This window comes from Bradyrhizobium sp. SMVTL-02 (assembly GCF_051853005.1).
GTDB lineage: Bacteria > Pseudomonadota > Alphaproteobacteria > Rhizobiales > Xanthobacteraceae > Bradyrhizobium.
Genome location: NZ_CP182469.1, coordinates 734,806 through 754,087, shown reverse-complemented (window position 1 = coordinate 754,087; position 19,282 = coordinate 734,806). Strand labels below are relative to the sequence as shown.

The following is a 19,282-nucleotide window of genomic DNA, read 5'->3' as shown; positions in this document are numbered from 1 at the left end:
TAGCTTTGTCCTGCCAAAGCACCCGACTTCGTAGGCTGCATCAGACCCCCGCCACCGAGGTCCACAAATCGGCAAGCTTCTTCCGCAGCGCCTGCCGGCGCGTCAGCGGCGGCGGTTTCTCGTCCTCTTCCGGCAGGCGCAGGCCGACGACATTGACGCGGCCGCCGGAGATGCTGCGTGCGACGAGGACGATCTCGTCCAGCGCGAGTTCGGCGCCCTCCTTCGGGGCGCGATCGAGGTGGACGTCGAAATAGTCGGCGAGCGTCAGCTTGCCCTCGTCCTCGCTCACCTTGACGCCGTAGATCCCGGCAAGCTCAGCGAGCGTGTGCTCGCCTGACACCATGAAGTCGCCGAGCAGATGCGGGTCGGGCGCCGAGCTCGGCTGCATGTCGACGAAGAAGCGGTCGAGCGACTCGGCCTTTTCCGGCGGCGCCAGCAGGTAGATGTAGTCGCCGGGCGCGACCGGATCGGCTTCCGTGGGCGTCAGGATGTTCTGATTGCGGATCACCAGCGTCGGCTTCGACCAGGACGGGATCAGGCCGCGGCGGAAATACAGGCTCTTGGGGCGTACCGGATAGCCGACCAGCTGCTGCTCGAGCTGGCCGGGCAGATCGAGCTCGACGCGGCGGGGGCCGCGCTCGGCGCGCGGCAGCGCGACGTGCAGCTTGCGCGCGGCGGGCGCCAGCGTCCAACCTTGCAGCAACAACGAGATGATGACGACGACGAAGGCGACGTCGAAATAGAGATAGGCCTTGGACAGGCCGACCAGCATCGGGATCGACGCCAGGAAGATCGCGACCGCACCGCGCAGGCCGGTCCAGGCGATGAAGATCTTTTCGCGCCAGTTGAAGCGGAACGGCGCCAGGCACACCAATACCGCAAGCGGCCGCGCCACCAGCATCAGCACGAGCGCAACGCCGACCGCCGGCAGCGCGCTGGCCCCGAGCCGGCTCGGCGAGACCAAAAGGCCGAGCAGCACGAACATCACGATTTGCGCCAGCCAGGTCGCCGCATCCAGGAAGGTCACCACCGAATTATGCGCCCGCGTCGGCCGGTTGCCGATGATGATGCCGGCGAGATAGACCGCGAGGAAGCCCGAGGCGTGCATGATCTGCGAGCCGCCGAAGATCACGAGCGCCGCGGTCGTGACGAACGGCGCATGCAGGCCCTGCGGCAGCGCCACCTTGTTCAGGGCGATGACGACGAGGCGGCCGCCGAACACGCCGACAACGGCGCCCAGCGCCGCCTCCAGCACGAACTCCATCAGCACATGGCCGGGCGAGCTCGAGCCGAGCGAGATGTATTCGACCAGCATCAAGGTGAGGAAGATGGCAAAGGGATCGTTGGTGCCGGACTCCGCCTCCAGCGTCGCACCCACGCGCGGACGCAGGCGCAGGCCCTGGGTGTGGACCAGCAGGAACACGGCCGCGGCATCGGTCGAGGCCACCACCGCGCCGACCAGCAGCGACTCCGCCCAGTTGAGGTCCAGCGCGTATTTGGCGAACGGCGCGGTGACCACCGCGGTCAGGAGCACGCCGACGGTGGCGAGCACCAAGGACGGCGCAAGCACCGTGCGGATGCTGGCAAAGCGCGTCCGCAAGCCGCCGTCGAACAGGATCAGGGCCAGCGCCACCGAGCCGACCAGATAGGTCGTGCCGACGTCGTTGAACTGGATCTGCCCGGGACCGGAATCTCCCGCGAGCATGCCGATGGCAAGGAACACGAGCAGCAAAGGCGCGCCGAAGCGCAGCGCAAGCAGGCTCGACAGGATACCGGCCATGACGAGGACGGCGCCGAGCAGTATGGTGAGGCTGAAGGAGTCGAGGGAGGCCATCCACCTTCCGGGTAAAAATCGCTGGATTTTCATCCTTATCGTCGGCACTCCCCCGCGCCAACCCATTTTCGCTGCTCGCGGCAATCTGCCCGTATTTTGCGGCCTTAACGCGCTTCACTTCACGGTGTATCGATGGCCGGGCCGCACCCTTTGTGGGATTCTGCGGCGCCTTCGAATCAATTCCTCCGCGCATTCCGACGAGACCGATGGACATGGACCTCAAAGACTTCATGGAGTTCGTGCAGACGACCGCACGCAGCGTCGGGGCGGAGATTTCCTCACCCTGGTTCTACCTGCAATTTGGTCTCATTCTCGCGGCAGCGGGCGTCGCCTATGCCGCGGAGGCCGGCATTCGCAATCGTGTCGACATGACATCGCTCGCGATGGGCTGGCCGTTGCCGCTCCGGCACTTCTCGCGGGTGATGATGTCGAGCGCCTCGACGGCGGTATTCACCATGCTCGTGATCATCTCGCGCCTCGTGATGTACCACGCGACCTGGCCGAGCCGCTCCTATCTCCTGATGGTCGCCGCCAAGATGGGGCTGGCCTGGCTCGTGATCCGCCTGGTGACCTCGGTGCTGCGCAACGCCTTCATCGTCAAGCTGGTGTCGATCACGGCCTGGTTCGTCGCGGCGCTCTCCATCATCGGCCAGCTCGACACGACGGTCGATCTGCTCGACTCCTTCGCCATCGTGCTCGGCGGCCTCAGGCTGACGCCGCTGCTGGTGATCAAGGCCGGCGCGCTGCTGCTGATCGCGCTGTGGGCCACCAACATCGCCAGCAATTTCGCCGAGAGCCGGATCAACTCGACCACCGACCTGACGCCATCGGTGCAGGTGCTGCTGGTCAAGATCATCCGCATCGGCCTGCTTGCGGTTGCGATCGTGATCGCGCTCGGCGCCGTCGGGATCGATCTCTCCGCGCTCGCGGTGTTCTCCGGCGCGGTCGGCGTCGGCATCGGTATCGGCCTGCAGAAGATCGTGGCCAATTTCATCTCGGGCATCATCCTGCTCGCCGACAAATCGGTGAAGCCCGGCGACCTGGTCACCATCGGCGACAATACCGGGCGGATCAGCGCGATGAAGACCCGCTATATCTCCGTCGCGGCCGGCGACGGGCGCGAATTCCTGGTGCCGAACGAGGATCTGGTGACGCAAAAGGTCGTCAACTGGACCTATACCGACAAGAACACGCTGGTGAAGATCGCCTTCGGCACCAATTACGACGCCGACCCCCGAGTCGTCACCAAGCTCGCCGCCGAGACCGCCGCCGCCCATCCGCGCGCCACCAAGGGCAAGGCGCCGAACAGCATTTTGACCGAGTTCGCGGAAGCCGGCATGAAGTTCTCGCTGACCTTCTGGATCGCGGACCCCGACGGCATGGACAACGTCAAGAGCGACGTGATGCTGGCGCTGTGGGACGCCTTCAAGCGCGAGGGCATCCGGGTTCCCTACCCCGTCCGCGAAATCCGCATCCGCGGCGGCGCCCTGCCGGTGGAAACCACCGTAGAAGTCCCGAATTAGGCCCGCTTTCGGGCGCAAGGACCGGTAAGATTCTTGTTCTGGCGCGTTTTCTTCACGCGAACCGGTAGCCACTTCGCTCGAAAGCGCTCTGCCTTGGCTTGCACGAAGGCCGGCAATCATTAAATTGGGGCCTGAAATCAAGCCTTTCCACCGACATCGAGATCAGCCCGGAAGACCGCCCAAGCATGAGCTACGTCGAAGCCACCGAGACCTCCCTGCGCAAGACCGGACAGATCAAGCTGCATGGGCCGGCCGCCTTTGCCGGCATGCGCAAGGCCGGCGCTCTGGTGGCCAAGTGCCTCGACGAACTCACCGACATCGTCGGGCCGGGCGTGCCGACCTCGAAGATCGACGAATTCGTCCGCGACTTCGCTTTCAGCCATGGCGCCTATCCGGCGACGCTGATGTATCGCGGCTATCGCTACTCGACCTGCACCTCGCTCAACCACGTGGTCTGCCACGGCATGCCCGGCGACCGTCCGCTGAAGGAAGGCGACATCGTCAACATCGACGTCACCTTCATCGTCGACGGCTGGTATGGCGATTCCAGCCGGATGTATGCGGTCGGTCCGATCGCGCGCAAGGCCGAGCGGCTGATCGAGGTGACGTATGAAGCAATGATGCGCGGCATCGCCGCCGTGAAGCCCGGCGCCACCACCGGCGACATCGGCCACGCCATCCAGAGCTTCGTCGAGCCGCAGGGCATGAGCGTGGTCCGCGATTTCTGCGGCCATGGCCTCGGGCGCATGTTCCACGACGAGCCGAACATCATCCATATCGGCCGGCCCGGCGAAGGCGTGCAGCTCAAGCCCGGCATGTTCTTCACCATCGAGCCGATGATCAATCTCGGCAAGCCGCACGTGAAGATCCTCTCCGATGGCTGGACCGCAGTGACCCGTGACCGCTCGCTCTCGGCCCAGTTCGAGCACTCCGTCGGCGTGACAGCGACGGGTGTCGAGATCTTCACGCTGTCGGAGCGGCACGGCGAGAAGCAGATCGGGTGACCGTCGGGGCCGCGAGCCCGACATGAAGCGGACTCGCCGCCACAATTGGCGGTTGCAAAAACGCGAGTCCCCGGCAATGCTGGCGGCCGATGCCCGCGAAGCCAGACCACGACGAGAGCAAGCCGGAGGATGCGCCGCACTATCTCGGCCATCGCGAGCGGCTGCGCGAGCGCTTCTACAGCGCGGGCGCGGACGCGCTCACTGACTACGAGCTCTTGGAGATGGCGCTGTTTCCGGCGTTGCCGCGGCGCGATACCAAGCCGTTGGCGAAGGCGCTGATCAAGTCGTTCGGCTCGTTCGCCGAGGTCGTGCACGCGCCGGTGGCGCGCCTGCGCGAGATCGACGGCATCGGCGAATCCGCCATCAACCAGCTCAAGCTGATCGCCGCCGCGGCGCACCGCGTTGCCAAGGGCGAGGTCAACAGCCGCAACGCGCTGTCGTCCTGGAACGAGGTGATCGACTATTGCCGCACCAGCATGGCGTTTTCAGACAAGGAGCAGTTTCGCCTGCTCTTCCTCGACAAGCGCAACCAGCTCATCGCCGACGAGGTGCAGCAGACCGGCACCGTCGATCATACTCCGGTCTATCCGCGCGAGGTGATCAAGCGCGCGCTGGAGCTGTCGGCGACCGCGCTGATCCTGGTGCACAACCATCCTAGCGGCGATCCCTCGCCCTCGCAGGCCGACATCCAGATGACGAAGGCGATCATCGACATCGCAAAGCCGCTCGGAATTGCCGTGCACGACCACATCATCGTCGGCAGGAGTGGGCATGCGAGTTTGCGCGGGATGCGGTTGATCTAGGGCCCAAATCAGGCGACAACAACGGCATGAGCGACTGGCTGCACAATCTGCCGGTGCCCCTGATGGCGCTGGTGATCTTCGGCTTCACCTATCTGCTGGCGGCGGCCATCTTCGCAGGTATTGCGCTGGTCGCAACGGAGGAGCGCGCGAAATCGCTCAAGGCGATCTCGCCGGGCATGCTGCCGGTGCTCGGCATCATTTTCGGCCTGTTCGTCGCCTTCACCGGGGCGCAGGTCTGGGGCGACAGCGATCGCGCCAGCGCTGCGGTGAGCCGCGAGGCGAGCGCATTGCGCAGCGTCGTGCTGCTGGCCGCCGGCCTGCCGGCGGAGCAGGATGCGAAGCTGCGTGGCCTCGTCCGCGACTATGTCGGTCAGGCCGTCGCGGTGGAATGGCCGATGATGGCGCATCAGGAAGCTTCGCTGAAGGTGACGCCGCCTGCGCTCGCCGATGCGCTGCAGCTCGTCATCACGATGACGCCGCAAGGCAATGGCAAGGTCAATGTGCAGCGCGAGCTGATCGCCGCGCTGGAGCAGGCGCTGGACGCACGGCGGCAGCGGATCATCGTCAGCCTCGCCGCGGTGAACCCGGTCAAATGGTGGTGCCTGTACCTCCAGGCCGCCTGCGCACTGCTGGTGATCGGCCTCGTCCATTGCGACAACCGCCTCGGATCGGCGGTCGCGATGGGCCTGTTCGCGACCGGGGTCGCCACCTCCGTCCTGCTCATCGCCGCGCATGACAGGCCGTTCGCCGGCCAGATCTCGATCCAGCCGGAGCCGCTACTGCAGATCGTGCCGGAGGTCGCAAAAAGCTAGAGCACGAGCGCTCGGGCCTGGACCGGCATTGCCATCGCAAGGTCAGACAGGCCGCGATTCCAAAACTTGGCGAAGATTTCGGAGCAGGCTGGTAACGGCCAGAGCAAGCGCCTCGTCCTTCGAGACGACCGCTTCCAGCGGTCTCCTCAGGATGAGGCTAAGCAGCATTGGCCAGTTGAAATTGCCGCCGCGCGCTCCGCCCTCATCCTGAGGGCCCGCCCTCGGCGGGCGTCTCGAAGGATCGGCTGCGGGCGAGCTATTCACCACGCTTGTTCATATGCGATAGCCCGCCCAAGCGAGGCCCGCCGGCTTAAAAAGCGGCCGCGAGCCGGTCATCCTGGATCGATCCAGCGTTGCACGGCTTCGGCCGTGTCGGCCGGCGTGGTGTTGAAGCAGATCGCGGCCTCCGGGGCGAGGCGATGGACGAGATTGAGCACCTTCTCGAACAGCAGCAGGCGCTCCTTCGGCTCGCGCAGGCCGGCGCCGATCACGATGCAGTCGAAGCGCTGCTCGCGCAGCGCCGCGGTCACGGCGGCTTCGGCCGCCGCGTCCAGATCGATCAGGCAGCTCGTGACCTCGAAGCCGCGATCGCGCAGGCGCAACAGCTGCGCCTCGATGTAGTCGCGCACGAGCTCCGGCGTGAGCTGCGGGAATGCACTGTAATCCGCAACGCCGGGTTCGACGCCGATCGCGAGGACGCGCTTGGCCATATAGGCCTCCTTGCCGGACCGTGTCGTTGCTAACGGGCCGACGGCCCGGCGGGTTCCCCCATCGGACGATCCGCATTGTGCCGCCAATTTTCCCGCAAGGGCTGTAACCCATTTCACATGCGCAGCGCCGACAACCTGCCAGATTCGCAGCAATCACGCTGGTCTCACGCGACGATCACGACGGGCGGCTCATTTTGACGTGCATGGAGATTCGTTAATTCATTAATTTTGCGGGAGTGGAAAATGGTGTCCTTCGAGAGTTTGAAGAGTGAATACGAGCGGAATTGGTCCAGTTTGGAGATCCGGCCCGGACGCCTCGCCGACGCGAACGGGGTCGCACGCAAGGCGCTCAACGGCAAGGCGACCTATCAGCAGATCGAGCGGTTGACCGGCGTTCCCTGGTATTTCACGGCGCTCTGCCATTACCGTGAATCCAATTTCGATTTCGACACCTATCTCGGCAACGGCGAGTCGCTGCATCGCACGACAACCATCGTGCCGAAGGGGCGCGGCCCGTTTGCCACCTTCGTGGACGGCGCCGTGGATGCGTTCAGGATCGAGAATTTCATCGGCGCGCAGGACTGGAGCATCGCGCGGATGCTGTTCCGGCTCGAGGCGTTCAACGGCTTCGGCTACCACGCCAAGGGCGTCAATTCGCCCTATCTCTACGGCGGCTCGAACCTGTACGGCCCGCCCGAGGCAAGGGCCGGCAAATTCGTCCGCGATCACGTGTTCGACCCGAACCACGTCGATTCCCAGCTCGGCACGGCCGTGATCCTGCATGCCATGCTGGCGCTGGATTCCTCGATCACACTCGACGTCGGCCCGCAATTCGCAGGCCGCGTCGAGCCCGAGGACGACGCGGCCTCGACGGTCGTGCTGATGCAGCAGGCACTCAACCGCCTCGGCGCCAATCCGCCGCTCGCCGAGGACGGCATCAGCGGTCCGAAGACCCGGATCGCGGTCTCGCAGTTTCAGCAGCAGAAGGGGCTGAGGGATACCGGCCTGCTCGATGCCGCCACGGTCGCCGCCATCACGCGCGCGACGCAGCCGGGAGGGGTCATGCAGAGCGGTGACCTGTCCCAGGTGCTGAAGCGGCTGGAAGACCTCGCGCAGGTGCTGCGGCCACAGGCAGGCGGAACGCTTCCGACACCGACGACCCCAGGCAACACGCTGCCAGCCACCAGCGATCCGATCAGCCTGTTCGAGCGGCTCTTCTCCCTCATCAACAACAAGACGACCCCCATGCCAGGACCAGTGACCCCGAACAACCCGCCCCTGTCGATCAGCTGAAGCAGGTCATCGACCTGCTCAGCACGCTGCTCAACCAGAACGGCAAGCCGGTGCTGGGCCAGGTCAACGGCGCGCTCGGCGAGACCATCGGCAAGCTGCTCGACGGAAAGAAGACCGCGCTCGGCATCGGCGGCTCGCTCATCACCGCGCTGCTCTCCTCGGTGACGGCGCACCCGGATGCAGGCGGCATCGCCGGATTGCTGGGCACGATCGTCTCGGCGGTGCCCGGCCTCGGCCAGTTCGCGATGCCGATCTCGCTTGCGCTCACCGCGTGGGGCGTGCTCGGCAAGCTGGAGAAATGGGCGCAAGGCACCGCGCCGCCACCGAAGGTGACGGCGTAGTTGCGTTGGATGAAGGCGGAGCGTTTCGCCACAGAACAGGCGCACTCCCTCTCCCGCTCGCGGGAAAGGGTTGGGGAGAGGGTGTCTCCACAATGGAGAACCCCCAAGACGAGAAAGCCCTCACCCGCGCCTTCGGCGCGACCTCTCCCGCAAGCGGAGAGGTTATCGACCTCGCGGCTGGCGGCGCCTACTGACGCAGCATGATCAGGGGATCGACGGTATCGGGGACGCGCCGCCACTGCGCGTTGTCGTCGGCCTCGAACTGCCAGGCATCGCCCGATTTCGACATCAGGATGATCTGGCCGCGCTCGAGGCGCCATTGCGTCGGGTTGAACTGTGCGATCGCCGGATCGCATTTCGGCTTGAGGAAGACCTGGAAATTGTCCTGGCTTGCTTCCGTGTTGGTCAGCGTCAGCCCGCAGACCGGCTGGCCGTTGCCGCGCACCATCGACCAGTCGCCGATCATCTGGTCCATCGACTTGGCCATCGAGCGGGCGGCGGCGAGGTCCTGCAGGATGTAGACGCCCTCGCCCTGCCGCAGGCCCTCGAAGATGCCCGCCTCGACCTCGGTGAAGTCGATCACGGCTTCACCCGCCGCATCCTGCAAGCGGACGATGTCGAGGCCCTTCACGCTCCAGGCGACGATGGCCTTGGTGAAAGGCAGCGCGGTCTTGCAGGCCGGCTCCAGCTCCAGCTTGTAACCCTGACCTGCGGCATCAGCCTTGAGCGTGACGACGCAGGTCTTGCTGCGCTCGGTGGTGGAAAGCTCCCACTGACCGGGCATCGATTTCTTCAGGCTCGTCGCATCCTGCGCCAATGCAGGGCTCGTCGCGGTAAGACATGCCGCGATGGCGAATGCGAGAACCCGAAGAATTCTCATCAGCGCCCCCTGAACGGCGTTTCCGCAACCGGCGTCAGCGGCGCCTTGCCCGAGAACCACGACCTGAGATTGTCGACGACGAGCTGGTCCATCGCATTGCGCGTCACCACCGAGGCCGAGCCGATATGCGGCAGCAGCACGACGTTCTGCATGGCCTTGAGCTCGTCCGGCACGTTCGGCTCGGCCGCGAACACGTCGAGGCCGGCGGCGAGGATGGTGCCTGACTTCAGCGCCTCGATCAAAGCCTGCTCGTCGACCACGGAGCCGCGCGCGACGTTGATCAGCACGCCGCGCGGGCCGAGCGCCTTCAGCACCTCGGCATTGATCATCTTGTTGGTCGAAGCGCCGCCGGGCACGATCACCATCAAGGTGTCCACCGCCTTCGCCATCTCGATCAGATCAGGATAGTGCTTGTAGGAGACGTCCTTGGACGGGTTGCGCGAGTGATAGACCACCGGCACCAGCGAGGCGTCGAGCCGGCGCGCGATGGCCTGGCCGATCCGGCCCATGCCGACGATGCCGACCTTGCGGTCGCGCAGCGAGCCGACGCTGAGCGGATAGTTCTGCGTCTGCCAGAGTCCGGAACGGACATAGCGGTCGGCCTTGATGAACTCGCGCAGGGTCGAGATCAGAAGGCCCATTGCGACGTCGGCGACCTCCTCGGTCAGCACCTCGGGCGTGTTGGTGACGATGATGTTGTTCTCGGCCGCGTATTTGGCGTCGATGTGGTCGTAGCCGACGCCGAAGCTCGCCACCATCTCGATCTTGGGCAATTGCGACAGCGATTCCTTGTCGGCGCGGACCGTGTGATAGGTCACCGCCACGCCCCGGATCTTCTCGCGGATCGCCGGCGTCAGCCGTTCGAGGTCACCACGCGTCTCGGCCTTGTGCACGACGAAATGATCGGAAAACCCGCTCTCGAGGATCGGCCGCACCGGTCCATAAATCAAAAGATCGATCTTTTCGGACGAAATCGAACCGGTAGACATCAGCTTTCCTTTCCAAGCGCGCTTTCGTGCCAGCGCCGTAAAACGAGGTGGGAAACTAGCGCCAGCACCCCATAGATGACAATCCCGGCCAGCGACAACAAAAGCAGCGCGGCGAACATGCGGGGTATGTTCAACCGGTAACCGGACTCGGCGATCCGGTAGGCGAGCCCGGAGCCGGCACCGGCCGTTCCGGCCGCGATCTCGGCCACAACCGCGCCGATCAGCGACAGGCCGCCGGCAATGCGCAAGCCGCCGAGGATATAGGGCAGCGCCGCAGGCAGCTTCAGGAAGCGCAGGGTCTGAGGCTTTGAGGCGCCATAGAGCTGGAACAGTCCGGCCAGATTGCGATCGACCGAATTCAATCCCAGCGTGGTGTTCGACAGCACCGGGAAAAAGGCGACGATGAAGGCGCAGACGACGACCGCGGTCTGCTGCTCCAGATAGATCAGGAGCAACGGCGCAATCGCGATCACCGGCGTCACCTGGAGCACGATTGCATAGGGGAACAGCGAATACTCAACCCATTTCGACTGGTTGAACAGCAGCGCCAGCGCAATGCCGCCGATGCTGGCGGCGACGAAACCTTCGAGCGTGGTCAGCAGCGTGGTCGCGAGCGATTGTGACAGCACCGCCCAGTCCTTGATCAGTGTCAGGACGATGACCGACGGGGCAGGCAGCACGTAAGGCGGGACGTCCTTGATGCGGACCACGAGTTCCCAGGCGAGGAGCCCGGCCGCGAACACGACGAGGGGCGGAGCGAAGCGCATCGCGCGTTGCGCGCCGGATGGTTTTGCGGTGACGGTCGCTCGCGCGTTCATAGCGTCGACTGCCCCGAATAGGACGGCGCCAACGCGGCCGACACGCGCCGGCAATAATCGGAATAGGCCGTGGAGGTGCGAAACTCCTCGCCCCGCGGCTCGACCGTCTCGATGCGGATGTCGGCCTGGATGCGGCCCGGCCGCGCCGTCATCACCACGACGCGCTGTGACAGGTAAACGGATTCGAACACCGAATGGGTGACGAAGATGACGGTCTTGCCCAGGGCACGCCACAGCGCGAGCAGGTCGTTGTTGAGACGGAAGCGCGTGATCTCGTCGAGCGCGGCGAACGGCTCGTCCATCAGGAGGATGTCGGGATCGGTGACGAGCGCGCGCGCCAGCGACACCCGCATCTTCATGCCGCCGGAGAGTTCGCGTGGGAATGCGTCGGCGAAATCGGCAAGCCCGACGCTGGCCAGCGCTTCGTCGGCGCGCGCACGCCCTTCCGCCTTCGGGACGCCGCCGAGCTGCAGCGGCAGCCGCACATTCTCGCGCACGCTGGTCCAGGGCATCAGGGTCGGCTCCTGGAACACGAAGCCGATACCATGGCCGGGCTGTGCGGGGCCCTCGTGATGCGCCACCCGCACGGTGCCGGACGAGGGCGCACCGAGCCCCGCGATCAGCCGCAGCGCGGTCGACTTGCCGCAACCGGACGGACCAAGCAGCGAGATGAACTCGCCCTTGCGCACCGTTAGGTCGAGCGGCCCCAGCGCCGTGACGCCGTTGTCATACGTCTTCGTCACCCCGCGCAGGCTGACGGCAAGCGCCGTCAGGCTGGCCTCGACGGAGGACGAGGTTTTGCGCTCTACCATTGATCGCAGGCTGTTGTGGGGCTCGGTCGGGCCGCGTCTCTCACCTCTCCCCAACGGGGAGAGGTCGGCGCGCGGCGCCGGGTGAGAGGGCGGCGTTCCCACGAGAGAGCGTAACCCCTCACCCGCACCGCATCTTGTGATGCGATGCGACCTCTCCCTTCGGGAGAGGTGAACGATGCGGCTGCGTCTCGGTCCAATCGCGACATCCGTTACGGCCTGTTCGGACGCAGCTCGACGCCGACGCCCTTGTTGACGAACCGCAGCGTGTAGGATTTGCGGAAATCGAGATCCGCCTTCACGACACCCGCCTTCACCATCTTGTTGAAGAAGGAGGTGTAGCGCTCGTCGCTCATCGCGCCGATGCCGTTCTTCAGGCTGTCCCCGGAATCGACGATGCCGTATTCCTTCATCTTGGCGACGGAATAGGCGAGCAGGTCGTCCGTCATCTCCGGGTTGAGCTGCTTGATCAGGGCGTTTCCGGCGGAATTGTCGCGGTAGATGTAATTGTACCAGCCGATCATGGAGGCATCGACGAAGCGCTGCACGAGATCCGGTTTCTTCTCGACGATGTCGATACGGGTCTCGATCAGGGTCGAATAGGTGTTGAAGCCGTAATCGGCAAGCAGCAGCACGTTGGGCTTGAAGCCGGCGGCCTTCTCGACGGCGAAGGGCTCGGAGGTGACGTAGCCCTGCATCGCGCTCCTGGGGTTGGCGATGAAGGGCTGCGGATTGAAATTATAGGGTCGGACGTTCTTCTCGTTGAAACCATATTCGGACTTCAACCACTGGAAGTAGCTGGTCATGCCCTCCTTGGAGACGAACAACGTCAGCGGCTTGAGGTCCTCGATCTTGGCAACCTTGGCATCGGGCTGCGTCAGCATCACCTGCGGGTCCTTCTGGAACACCGCCGCGATGGTGACGACGGGAACGTTGTTCGCGACCGCGTCGAACGATATCAGCGTGTTCGCGGCCATGAAGAAATCGATCTTGCCGGCGATCAGCAGCATGCGGTTGTTCTCGTTGGGGCCGCCGGGGATGATGGTGACGTCCAGCCCGTACTTCTTGTAGGTGCCGTCGGCCACCGCCTGGAAAAAGCCGCCATGCTCGGCCTCGGCGACCCAGTTGGTGCCGAAGGTGACCTTGTCGAGCGTCTCGGCACGTGCCGGCAGGACCGAGACCAAAGCGGCCACCAAGCCCGCCATTAACGCTTGCCGCAGATGAGAGGGGGTCATGAGTGCACTCCGTCAATCGCTTCCAGCCCAATCGCTTCTGGCCCATGCCAAGCCAACGCGATAGAACCGCATGACATTGGGGACGCGAGCCGGTCGGGCCCGCGTCCCCTCATACCCCAAATTACGTGACAAATTCGGGCAAAGAAACCTTGATGACGCCATCCCGCGCCTGGACCGAGATCCGCTGGGCCGATGCGACCCGTGCAGATGTGTCGCGCTGGATCGCGGTGCTGCCGCTGGCGGCGACCGAGCAGCATGGCCCGCATCTGCCGCTCACAACCGACGTGCTGATCGCGGACGCTTATCTGGCGCGCGTGCGCGAGTTGCTACCCACGTCCGTTCCGGCCAGCTTTCTTCCTGTTGAGCCGATCGGCATTTCCACCGAGCATATCGATTATCCGGGCACGCAGACGCTGGCGACTGACGCGGCGCTGAAGAGATGGACGGGAATCGGCGAGGACATCGCGCGGCGCGGCTTGCGAAAGCTCGTCATCGTCACCAGCCACGGCGGCAACAGCGCGGCCATGATGCTGGTCGCGCAGGATCTGCGCGCGCATCACAAGCTCTTTGTGGTGACGACGTCGTGGTCGCGGCTGTCGGGCGCTGACGGGCTGTTTCCCGCCGAGGAGGTGCGCCACGGCATTCACGGCGGGGCGGTCGAGACCTCGATCATGCTGGCGCGCTATCCGGGTCAGGTGCGCAAGGATGCGATCGCGGATTTTCCCGCGAGCAGCATCGCGATGGAGAAGCAGTATCGCTGGCTGTCGACGCAGCGCCCCGCGCCCTTCGCCTGGCAGGCGCAGGATCTCAACCTCAGCGGTGCAGTCGGCGATGCAACGCTGGCCGTCGCCGAGAAGGGCGAGCAGCTGATCGACCAGGGCGCGCGCGCCTTTTGCGAGCTGCTGGCCGAGGTCGATAACTTCGACGTGAACAGGCTCGCCAAAGGGCCCCTCGGCTAGCCCGCATCCTTATGAATTCGCTCGGAAAACATCCGGATTCCGGAGGTGCCCGAGGCGCTTTCGAACCGGTTTCGCCGTGCCTCCGTCCAATCGGGCACGCGGACCACAACGGACCGCCTCAACACCGGATGGAGTTTTAACATGTCGATCAAGATCAGGATTGCCGCCGCAGCGCTCGCTGCCCTCGCCGTCACCGGCAGCATCGCGTCGACCACCACTTCGGCCGAAGCCAAGCAGCCCGGCTGGGTCTGGGGTGTCGGTGCCGGCATCGCCACCGCCGTCGTCGTCGGCTCCGTGATCGCCGCCAGCAACGATCCCTATTCCTACGGCTATCACCGCTGCGGCTGGGTCGCCCAGTACAACGCCTTCGGCCAGTACGTCGGCCGCGTTCGTACCTGCTACTGATCTGAGTACCTGAGGCCGATCTCCCACGTGGATCCTGCGTCCGACACGGGCGCCTCATCCACCCCGTGTCGTGCCCCCGACCCGCCCGGCTGTCCGCACCGGGCGGGTCACCTGCTTGGGGAGCTTTGTTTGGGCCTCGGAATTTGTTGCAGCTCCATCACACAAGGGCACGAACGATCACCTGCGGCAATCCGCACTAATTGCTATTGCGAATTAATCGCAATAAGGTTCGCTGCACATGCAGGGACTTGGGAGAAAACGCGTCGAACCGGAATCATTTCGGTCGATGGCGCGGACAACCGGGCCTGATGACAGGGGCGCTGCGAATCGGCAGGGATATCGCGGCGAGTGGGACACATTCGCGTTTGGGGGCGTTTCGTTTTGACGTTGAGAGGTTACCGTTACCGGTATTTGCGGACGGCCGCGGCAATCGCCTCGGGCGTGATGGTTTTTCCTGCCGCCAGCCGCGCCGCCGATCTGCCGCTGAAGGCGCCGGCGCTGAGAGCGGTCTATGACTGGACCGGCCTCTATATCGGCGCGCATGCCGGCTACAGCCGCGGTTCGTCGCGCTTTGCGCTGAACGACGGCACCGCAATCGGCGACAGCGGCGTCTTCAGCGGCACGATCGGCGGCGTGCAGGCGGGCTACAATTACCGGCTCAACTCCGGCTGGCTGGTCGGCCTCGAAGGCGATTTCTCGTTTCCCAACTACATCACCTCGAATTCGATCGTCTCCTTCCTGGCGACACCGGCCAACACGGTCACGCAGCAATGGGACTACACCGCCAGCCTGCGCGGCCGCGTCGGCTACACCAGCGGTCCGTGGCTCGTCTATGCCACCGGCGGCTTTGCCTGGATGGGCGAACGCTATTTCGACGGGCCAGCCTCCGGCGAAGCCGTCCCGAAGATCCTGACCACGCGGCCGGGCTGGATTGCGGGCGCCGGCATCGAATACGGCTTCGCACCGCATTGGAGCGCGCGACTCGAATATCTCTACAGCCGCTTCGATACTGCCAACGTCGCGTTCTCGACGGGCGCCCAATACACCTCCTCGGCGATCGAGTTCCAGACCATCAGGCTCGGCCTCAACCGTAAGGTCGATTGGCCGGGCGTGCCGGGCTACAACCCGAACAGCTCGCTGATCGACACGGAATCCGATCGCTGGGAGATCCACGGCCAGGGCACCTATCTACCGCAGGGCTATCCATCGTTCCCCGCGCTCTACAGCGGACCGAACTCGCTCTCGCCGTCGCGGCAGGCCAAGGCGACCTGGAGCAACAGCCTGTTCCTGAACGCGCGGCTGTGGGACGGCGGCGAGGTCTATTACAATCCCGAGCTGCTCCAGGGTTTTGGATTGAACGACACGGTCGGTGCGGCCGGCTTCCCCAACGGCGAGGCGCAGAAGTCGAACTTCCCCTACCCGCACTACAACACCTCGCGCCTGTTCGTGCGCCAGACCTTCGGCTTCGGCGGCGAGCAGGAAGAGCTCGCGAGCGGCCAGTTGCAGCTGGGACAGAAGGTCGACGTGTCCCGTCTCACCGTGCAGGCCGGCAAGTTCGCGGTGGTCGACGTGTTCGACGGCAACGCCTATGCCAAGGACACCCGCAAGGATTTCATGAACTGGTCGATCTGGGCGCCCGGCGCCTTCGACTATTCCGCCGACAAGGTCGGGCTCACCTACGGCGTCACGGCCGAGCTCAACCAGAAGCAATGGGCGCTGCGCGGCGGCTATTTCCTGATGGTCGCGGAGTCCAATTCAAATCATTTCGACACCAGGGTCGGCGAACGCGGCCAGTACGTGCTGGAGCTCGAGACGCGCTACTCGCTGCTCGGCCAGCCCGGCAAGCTCCGCACCATGGGCTGGGTCGACAGCGCCAACATGGGCAGCTTCCGCGAGACGCTGGACAATCCCGCGCTCAATCTCGACATCGCGCAGACGCGGCGCGGCCGTCTCAAGGTCGGCTATGTCGTCAACCTCGAGCAGGCGATCACCGAGGATCTCGGACTGTTCGGCCGCTGGAGCTGGAACGACGGCAAGAGCGAAACGCTGGCGTTCACCGACATCAACCGCAGCCTGTCCGCCGGCCTGTCGATCAAGGGCACGAAATGGAGCCGGCCCGACGACGTCGTCGGCATCGGCGGCGCCGTCAACGCCATCTCGAATGACTATCGAGACTTCCTCGCCGCCGGCGGCCTTGGCGTTCTCGTCGGCGACGGCGCGCTCAATTACCGCAAGGAGCGCATCCTCGAAACCTATTACGCCTACGCGCTGAACAAGAATGTCACCCTCACCGCCGACTACCAGCTCATCGTCAACCCCGCCTACAACGCGGATCGCGGCCCGGTGTCGGTATTCTCCGGGCGGCTGCACGGCGAGTTCTGAGCCCACGGCTCAGGCGCGATGAATGCGCACGCCTCGTCCTTCGAGACGCCCGCTTCGCGGGCTCCTCAAGGATCAGGCTAAGCAGCATCGGTCTCCGTTGCGATTGTTGCTGCGCACTCCGCCCTCATCCTGAGGGCCCGCCATAGGCGGGCGTCTCGAAGGATGCGCCCCGGGGACGCTTCTCTTCACATGCTATCGCGGCCCAGCGGAAACAGGCGTTCGGGTCCTACGCGGCGCGGATCGCGTCCAGGAATTTTCCGACCTCGGTCTTGAGACGGGTGCTCTCGCCGGACAGCGATCTGGCCGCCGCGAGCACGTTGGCGGAGGCCGATCCGGTCTGGCTCGCGCCGTGCTGCACGTCGACGATGCTGACGGAGACCTGCTGGGTACCGCGCGCCGCCTGCTGCACGTTGCGGGAAATCTCGCGCGTCGCCGCGCCCTGCTCCTCGACGGCCGAGGCGATCGCGGATGCGATCTCGGACATGCGGGTGATGGTGTCGCCGATCGCCTTGATGGCGCCGACGGAATCCTCCGTCGCCGCCTGGATCTCCGAGATCTGCTGGCTGATTTCGCCCGTGGCCTTGGCGGTCTGCTCGGCCAGCGCCTTGACCTCGGAGGCGACGACGGCGAAGCCGCGTCCGGCCTCGCCGGCCCGCGCCGCCTCGATGGTGGCGTTCAGCGCCAGAAGATTGGTCTGGCCCGCAATCTGGCTGATGAGCTCGACGACGTCGCCGATCCGCCCCGCGGCCTTGGCGAGCTCGCCGACATGATCGTTGGTCCGCTCGGCCTGTTGCACGGCTTCGCCGGCGACGCGCGCGGAATCCTGGACCTGCCGGCCGATCTCGTCGACCGACGAGGCCATTTCCTCCGCCGCCGCCGCAACGGTCTGCACGTTGGCGGAGGCCTGTTCGGAGGCGGCCGCGACGGTCGCAGTGACCTGCTCGGACTGCTCGGCCGTGCTGGTCAGCGTCCCCGCCGACACTTCGAGCTCCGCGGAGGCCGACGCGACGGTGTTGATGACGTCGCCGATCATGGCCTCGAAGTCGCGCGCGATCTGGTCCATGCGCTGGCTGCGCTCGAGCTTCGCCTCGGCCTCGACCGCGGCCGCCTCGTCGGCGGCCTTCTGGGCGAGCAGCGAAGCCTTGAAGTGCTGGAGCGAGCCGACGACCTCGCCGATCTCGTCATTGCGACCCGTCGCGGGGATCTCGACCTCATGCCGACCGGCGGCGAGCGTCCCGATCACCTCGGCGAGCCGGCTGAGCGGCGTCACCACGCGGCTGCGCAGCATCATCGTCACGCCGACGAGCGTGCCGAGCAGCGCCAGCACCGCGACGCCCGCAAGCGCGAGCATCGCCAATGCACCGTCGCGCGCAGCCGTGGCGCGCTCGGCGGCTTCCGCCAGCGCGGCGTCCCGCACGCCGTAGAACATCTGGATGGCCGGCACGATCACGCTCGCCAGCTCGTCGGCGTTGACGCCGTACTTGCCGTCGCCCCTCGCCGCCGGCATCTCCTTGTCCACGACTAGCGCGGCTTTTCCAAAATAGGATTCGGTCGCCGCCTTCTGCGCCGCGGCGATGCGGGGCGGGCTTCCAAGCTGGTCGATGCCGGCCTCGATGCGTTCGCGATCGGCTTCGACACGTCCCTGCATGCGATCCATCAGCGAGATCTCGGCCGCCGTAAGCGGCCGGCGCGCGCTCAGCGCCGGCGACAGCGTGGCGGCGCGGCTGCCGGCCGAGACGCGCAGATCCTGCGCCGTCCGTGCCAGGCTCAGTAGCGCCGCAAGCGAGGAATCGGCGTTGACGACCTGTCCTTCGAGCCGATTCATGATCGGCTCGATGTTGCCGATGACCTCGGCAATCCCGGGCAGGAAGCCCTTGATCACGGCATTGTCGCGCTGCGCCAAGGGAACGGTCATCGCGCGATCTGCGGCCGTGGTGACCTCCTTGAGCCGCCGCGCGGTACGGTCGAGCTTTTCGATCATCGGTCCGGCGTCATCCAGCGCCAGGAAACTGGGCCTTGCCCGCTCGAATGCCGCATCGGCCGCCTTTGCAGCCTTGGCGGCAGCGTCGATCTGGGCCTGCGTCGCAGCACCTTCCTGGAAGATCGGTCCGATGTAGGGGGCACGAAGGCTGGCGACCTGCTGGCTGATCATCAAGGTCGCGCCAAAGGCGTCGACCGTCCTGATCGCGTCGGAACGGTTCGTGAAGATGCGCGTCTGGGGTATGAGCACCTCGGCGCCGAGGATGACTGCAAACACCGTCACCGTCAGCATCGACAGCGCGAAAAGCTTCCCGATCCGCATCCTCGGTCCCCTCAAGTGCATTTACAAATGCGGAGAATCTAGTTGGCGGCCACTAAGAGCCCGTTAAGCACGTGCCCGTAGTTCCGCGGGTGTCACGTCGTCGCAAACCGCAGGGAACACCGCCCACCTCGCGGTTCCCTCGCGGCAACGGATGCGACAGAAGCGCCAGCAATTCCGCACCGA

At 65.3% G+C, this 19,282-nt stretch carries 15 protein-coding genes and 1 pseudogene; 8 read left to right on the top strand and 8 right to left on the bottom strand.

The window, feature by feature from the left end:
- Positions 1-40: 40 nt before the first annotated feature.
- Positions 41-1,834: a potassium/proton antiporter gene (locus tag ACNJYB_RS03595; protein WP_439372734.1), complete on the bottom strand. Its 1,794-nt coding sequence runs from the start codon at positions 1,832-1,834 to the stop codon at positions 41-43.
- 206 nt (positions 1,835-2,040) lie between these two features.
- On the opposite strand from ACNJYB_RS03595, the gene ACNJYB_RS03590 reads away from it, so the two are divergent.
- The 4 genes from ACNJYB_RS03590 to ACNJYB_RS03575 all read left to right on the top strand — a co-directional run bounded on the left by ACNJYB_RS03590 (position 2,041) and on the right by ACNJYB_RS03575 (position 5,976).
- Entirely contained in the window at positions 2,041-3,357 is a 1,317-nt protein-coding gene (locus ACNJYB_RS03590) for a mechanosensitive ion channel family protein (protein WP_439372733.1), read from the top strand.
- A gap of 185 nt (positions 3,358-3,542) precedes the next feature.
- Positions 3,543-4,361 (top strand): type I methionyl aminopeptidase, encoded by an 819-nt coding sequence (gene map / locus ACNJYB_RS03585; protein ID WP_439372732.1) that lies wholly within the window; start codon positions 3,543-3,545, stop codon positions 4,359-4,361.
- 89 nt (positions 4,362-4,450) lie between these two features.
- A complete protein-coding gene (gene radC, locus ACNJYB_RS03580; protein ID WP_439372731.1) occupies positions 4,451-5,164 on the top strand; it encodes a RadC family protein in 714 nt (237 codons plus the stop codon).
- 26 nt (positions 5,165-5,190) lie between these two features.
- Positions 5,191-5,976 carry a DUF4239 domain-containing protein gene (locus ACNJYB_RS03575; RefSeq protein ID WP_439372730.1) on the top strand — a complete coding sequence of 262 codons (786 nt, stop codon included), beginning with the start codon at positions 5,191-5,193 and terminating at the stop codon, positions 5,974-5,976.
- Positions 5,977-6,308: 332 nt separating this feature from the next.
- Here ACNJYB_RS03575 and ACNJYB_RS03570 read toward each other — a convergent pair whose 3' ends face one another.
- Complete coding sequence (locus ACNJYB_RS03570; protein ID WP_439372729.1) at positions 6,309-6,686, bottom strand: hypothetical protein; 378 nt, start codon at positions 6,684-6,686, stop codon at positions 6,309-6,311.
- 243 nt (positions 6,687-6,929) lie between these two features.
- Between ACNJYB_RS03570 and ACNJYB_RS03565 the strand changes: the two are divergent.
- Positions 6,930-8,320: pseudogene (locus ACNJYB_RS03565) on the top strand (peptidoglycan-binding protein).
- A gap of 187 nt (positions 8,321-8,507) precedes the next feature.
- Here the strand turns inward: ACNJYB_RS03565 and ACNJYB_RS03560 are convergent.
- The 5 genes from ACNJYB_RS03560 to ACNJYB_RS03540 form a co-directional block, all read right to left on the bottom strand.
- Entirely contained in the window at positions 8,508-9,200 is a 693-nt protein-coding gene (locus ACNJYB_RS03560; protein WP_439372728.1) for an AprI/Inh family metalloprotease inhibitor, read from the bottom strand.
- Complete coding sequence (locus tag ACNJYB_RS03555; protein WP_439372727.1) at positions 9,200-10,189, bottom strand: 2-hydroxyacid dehydrogenase; 990 nt, start codon at positions 10,187-10,189, stop codon at positions 9,200-9,202. Before ACNJYB_RS03555 ends, ACNJYB_RS03560 begins: the two co-directional genes overlap by 1 nt.
- Positions 10,189-11,007 (bottom strand): ABC transporter permease, encoded by an 819-nt coding sequence (locus tag ACNJYB_RS03550; RefSeq protein ID WP_439372726.1) that lies wholly within the window; start codon positions 11,005-11,007, stop codon positions 10,189-10,191. Before ACNJYB_RS03550 ends, ACNJYB_RS03555 begins: the two co-directional genes overlap by 1 nt.
- On the bottom strand, positions 11,004-11,819 hold the full coding sequence (locus ACNJYB_RS03545; RefSeq protein WP_439372725.1) for an ABC transporter ATP-binding protein: 816 nt from the start codon (positions 11,817-11,819) through the stop codon (positions 11,004-11,006). Before ACNJYB_RS03545 ends, ACNJYB_RS03550 begins: the two co-directional genes overlap by 4 nt.
- 209 nt (positions 11,820-12,028) lie before the next feature.
- Positions 12,029-13,051, bottom strand: coding sequence for an ABC transporter substrate-binding protein (locus ACNJYB_RS03540; RefSeq protein WP_439372724.1), 1,023 nt, complete (start codon positions 13,049-13,051; stop codon positions 12,029-12,031).
- A 152-nt stretch (positions 13,052-13,203) separates the two neighbouring features.
- Between ACNJYB_RS03540 and ACNJYB_RS03535 the strand changes: the two genes are divergently transcribed.
- The 3 genes from ACNJYB_RS03535 (at position 13,204) to ACNJYB_RS03525 (ending at position 16,797) form a co-directional block, all read left to right on the top strand.
- Positions 13,204-14,010 carry a creatininase family protein gene (locus ACNJYB_RS03535; protein ID WP_439372723.1) on the top strand — a complete coding sequence of 269 codons (807 nt, stop codon included), beginning with the start codon at positions 13,204-13,206 and terminating at the stop codon, positions 14,008-14,010.
- A 141-nt stretch (positions 14,011-14,151) separates the two neighbouring features.
- Entirely contained in the window at positions 14,152-14,415 is a 264-nt protein-coding gene (locus tag ACNJYB_RS03530; protein WP_439372722.1) for a hypothetical protein, read from the top strand.
- A gap of 411 nt (positions 14,416-14,826) precedes the next feature.
- Positions 14,827-16,797 (top strand): carbohydrate porin, encoded by a 1,971-nt coding sequence (locus ACNJYB_RS03525; protein ID WP_439375791.1) that lies wholly within the window; start codon positions 14,827-14,829, stop codon positions 16,795-16,797.
- A 226-nt stretch (positions 16,798-17,023) separates the two neighbouring features.
- Here ACNJYB_RS03525 and ACNJYB_RS03520 read toward each other — a convergent pair whose 3' ends face one another.
- The gene (locus ACNJYB_RS03520; RefSeq protein ID WP_439372721.1) at positions 17,024-19,099 is read right to left on the bottom strand and encodes a methyl-accepting chemotaxis protein; all 2,076 of its coding nucleotides are present in this window, start codon (positions 19,097-19,099) and stop codon (positions 17,024-17,026) included.
- Between the last annotated feature and the right edge of the window lie 183 nt (positions 19,100-19,282).

What these genes read in the sequence shown, in the direction of transcription:
- ACNJYB_RS03595 (WP_439372734.1), bottom strand. Translation starts at nt 1,834, where the DNA reads ATGGCCTCCCTCGACTCCTTCAGCCTCACCATACTGCTCGGCGCCGTC.
- ACNJYB_RS03590 (WP_439372733.1), top strand. Translation starts at nt 2,041, where the DNA reads ATGGACATGGACCTCAAAGACTTCATGGAGTTCGTGCAGACGACCGCA.
- map (WP_439372732.1), top strand. Translation starts at nt 3,543, where the DNA reads ATGAGCTACGTCGAAGCCACCGAGACCTCCCTGCGCAAGACCGGACAG.
- radC (WP_439372731.1), top strand. Translation starts at nt 4,451, where the DNA reads ATGCCCGCGAAGCCAGACCACGACGAGAGCAAGCCGGAGGATGCGCCG.
- ACNJYB_RS03575 (WP_439372730.1), top strand. Translation starts at nt 5,191, where the DNA reads ATGAGCGACTGGCTGCACAATCTGCCGGTGCCCCTGATGGCGCTGGTG.
- ACNJYB_RS03570 (WP_439372729.1), bottom strand. Translation starts at nt 6,686, where the DNA reads ATGGCCAAGCGCGTCCTCGCGATCGGCGTCGAACCCGGCGTTGCGGAT.
- ACNJYB_RS03560 (WP_439372728.1), bottom strand. Translation starts at nt 9,200, where the DNA reads ATGAGAATTCTTCGGGTTCTCGCATTCGCCATCGCGGCATGTCTTACC.
- ACNJYB_RS03555 (WP_439372727.1), bottom strand. Translation starts at nt 10,189, where the DNA reads ATGTCTACCGGTTCGATTTCGTCCGAAAAGATCGATCTTTTGATTTAT.
- ACNJYB_RS03550 (WP_439372726.1), bottom strand. Translation starts at nt 11,007, where the DNA reads ATGAACGCGCGAGCGACCGTCACCGCAAAACCATCCGGCGCGCAACGC.
- ACNJYB_RS03545 (WP_439372725.1), bottom strand. Translation starts at nt 11,819, where the DNA reads ATGGTAGAGCGCAAAACCTCGTCCTCCGTCGAGGCCAGCCTGACGGCG.
- ACNJYB_RS03540 (WP_439372724.1), bottom strand. Translation starts at nt 13,051, where the DNA reads ATGACCCCCTCTCATCTGCGGCAAGCGTTAATGGCGGGCTTGGTGGCC.
- ACNJYB_RS03535 (WP_439372723.1), top strand. Translation starts at nt 13,204, where the DNA reads ATGACGCCATCCCGCGCCTGGACCGAGATCCGCTGGGCCGATGCGACC.
- ACNJYB_RS03530 (WP_439372722.1), top strand. Translation starts at nt 14,152, where the DNA reads ATGTCGATCAAGATCAGGATTGCCGCCGCAGCGCTCGCTGCCCTCGCC.
- ACNJYB_RS03520 (WP_439372721.1), bottom strand. Translation starts at nt 19,099, where the DNA reads ATGCGGATCGGGAAGCTTTTCGCGCTGTCGATGCTGACGGTGACGGTG.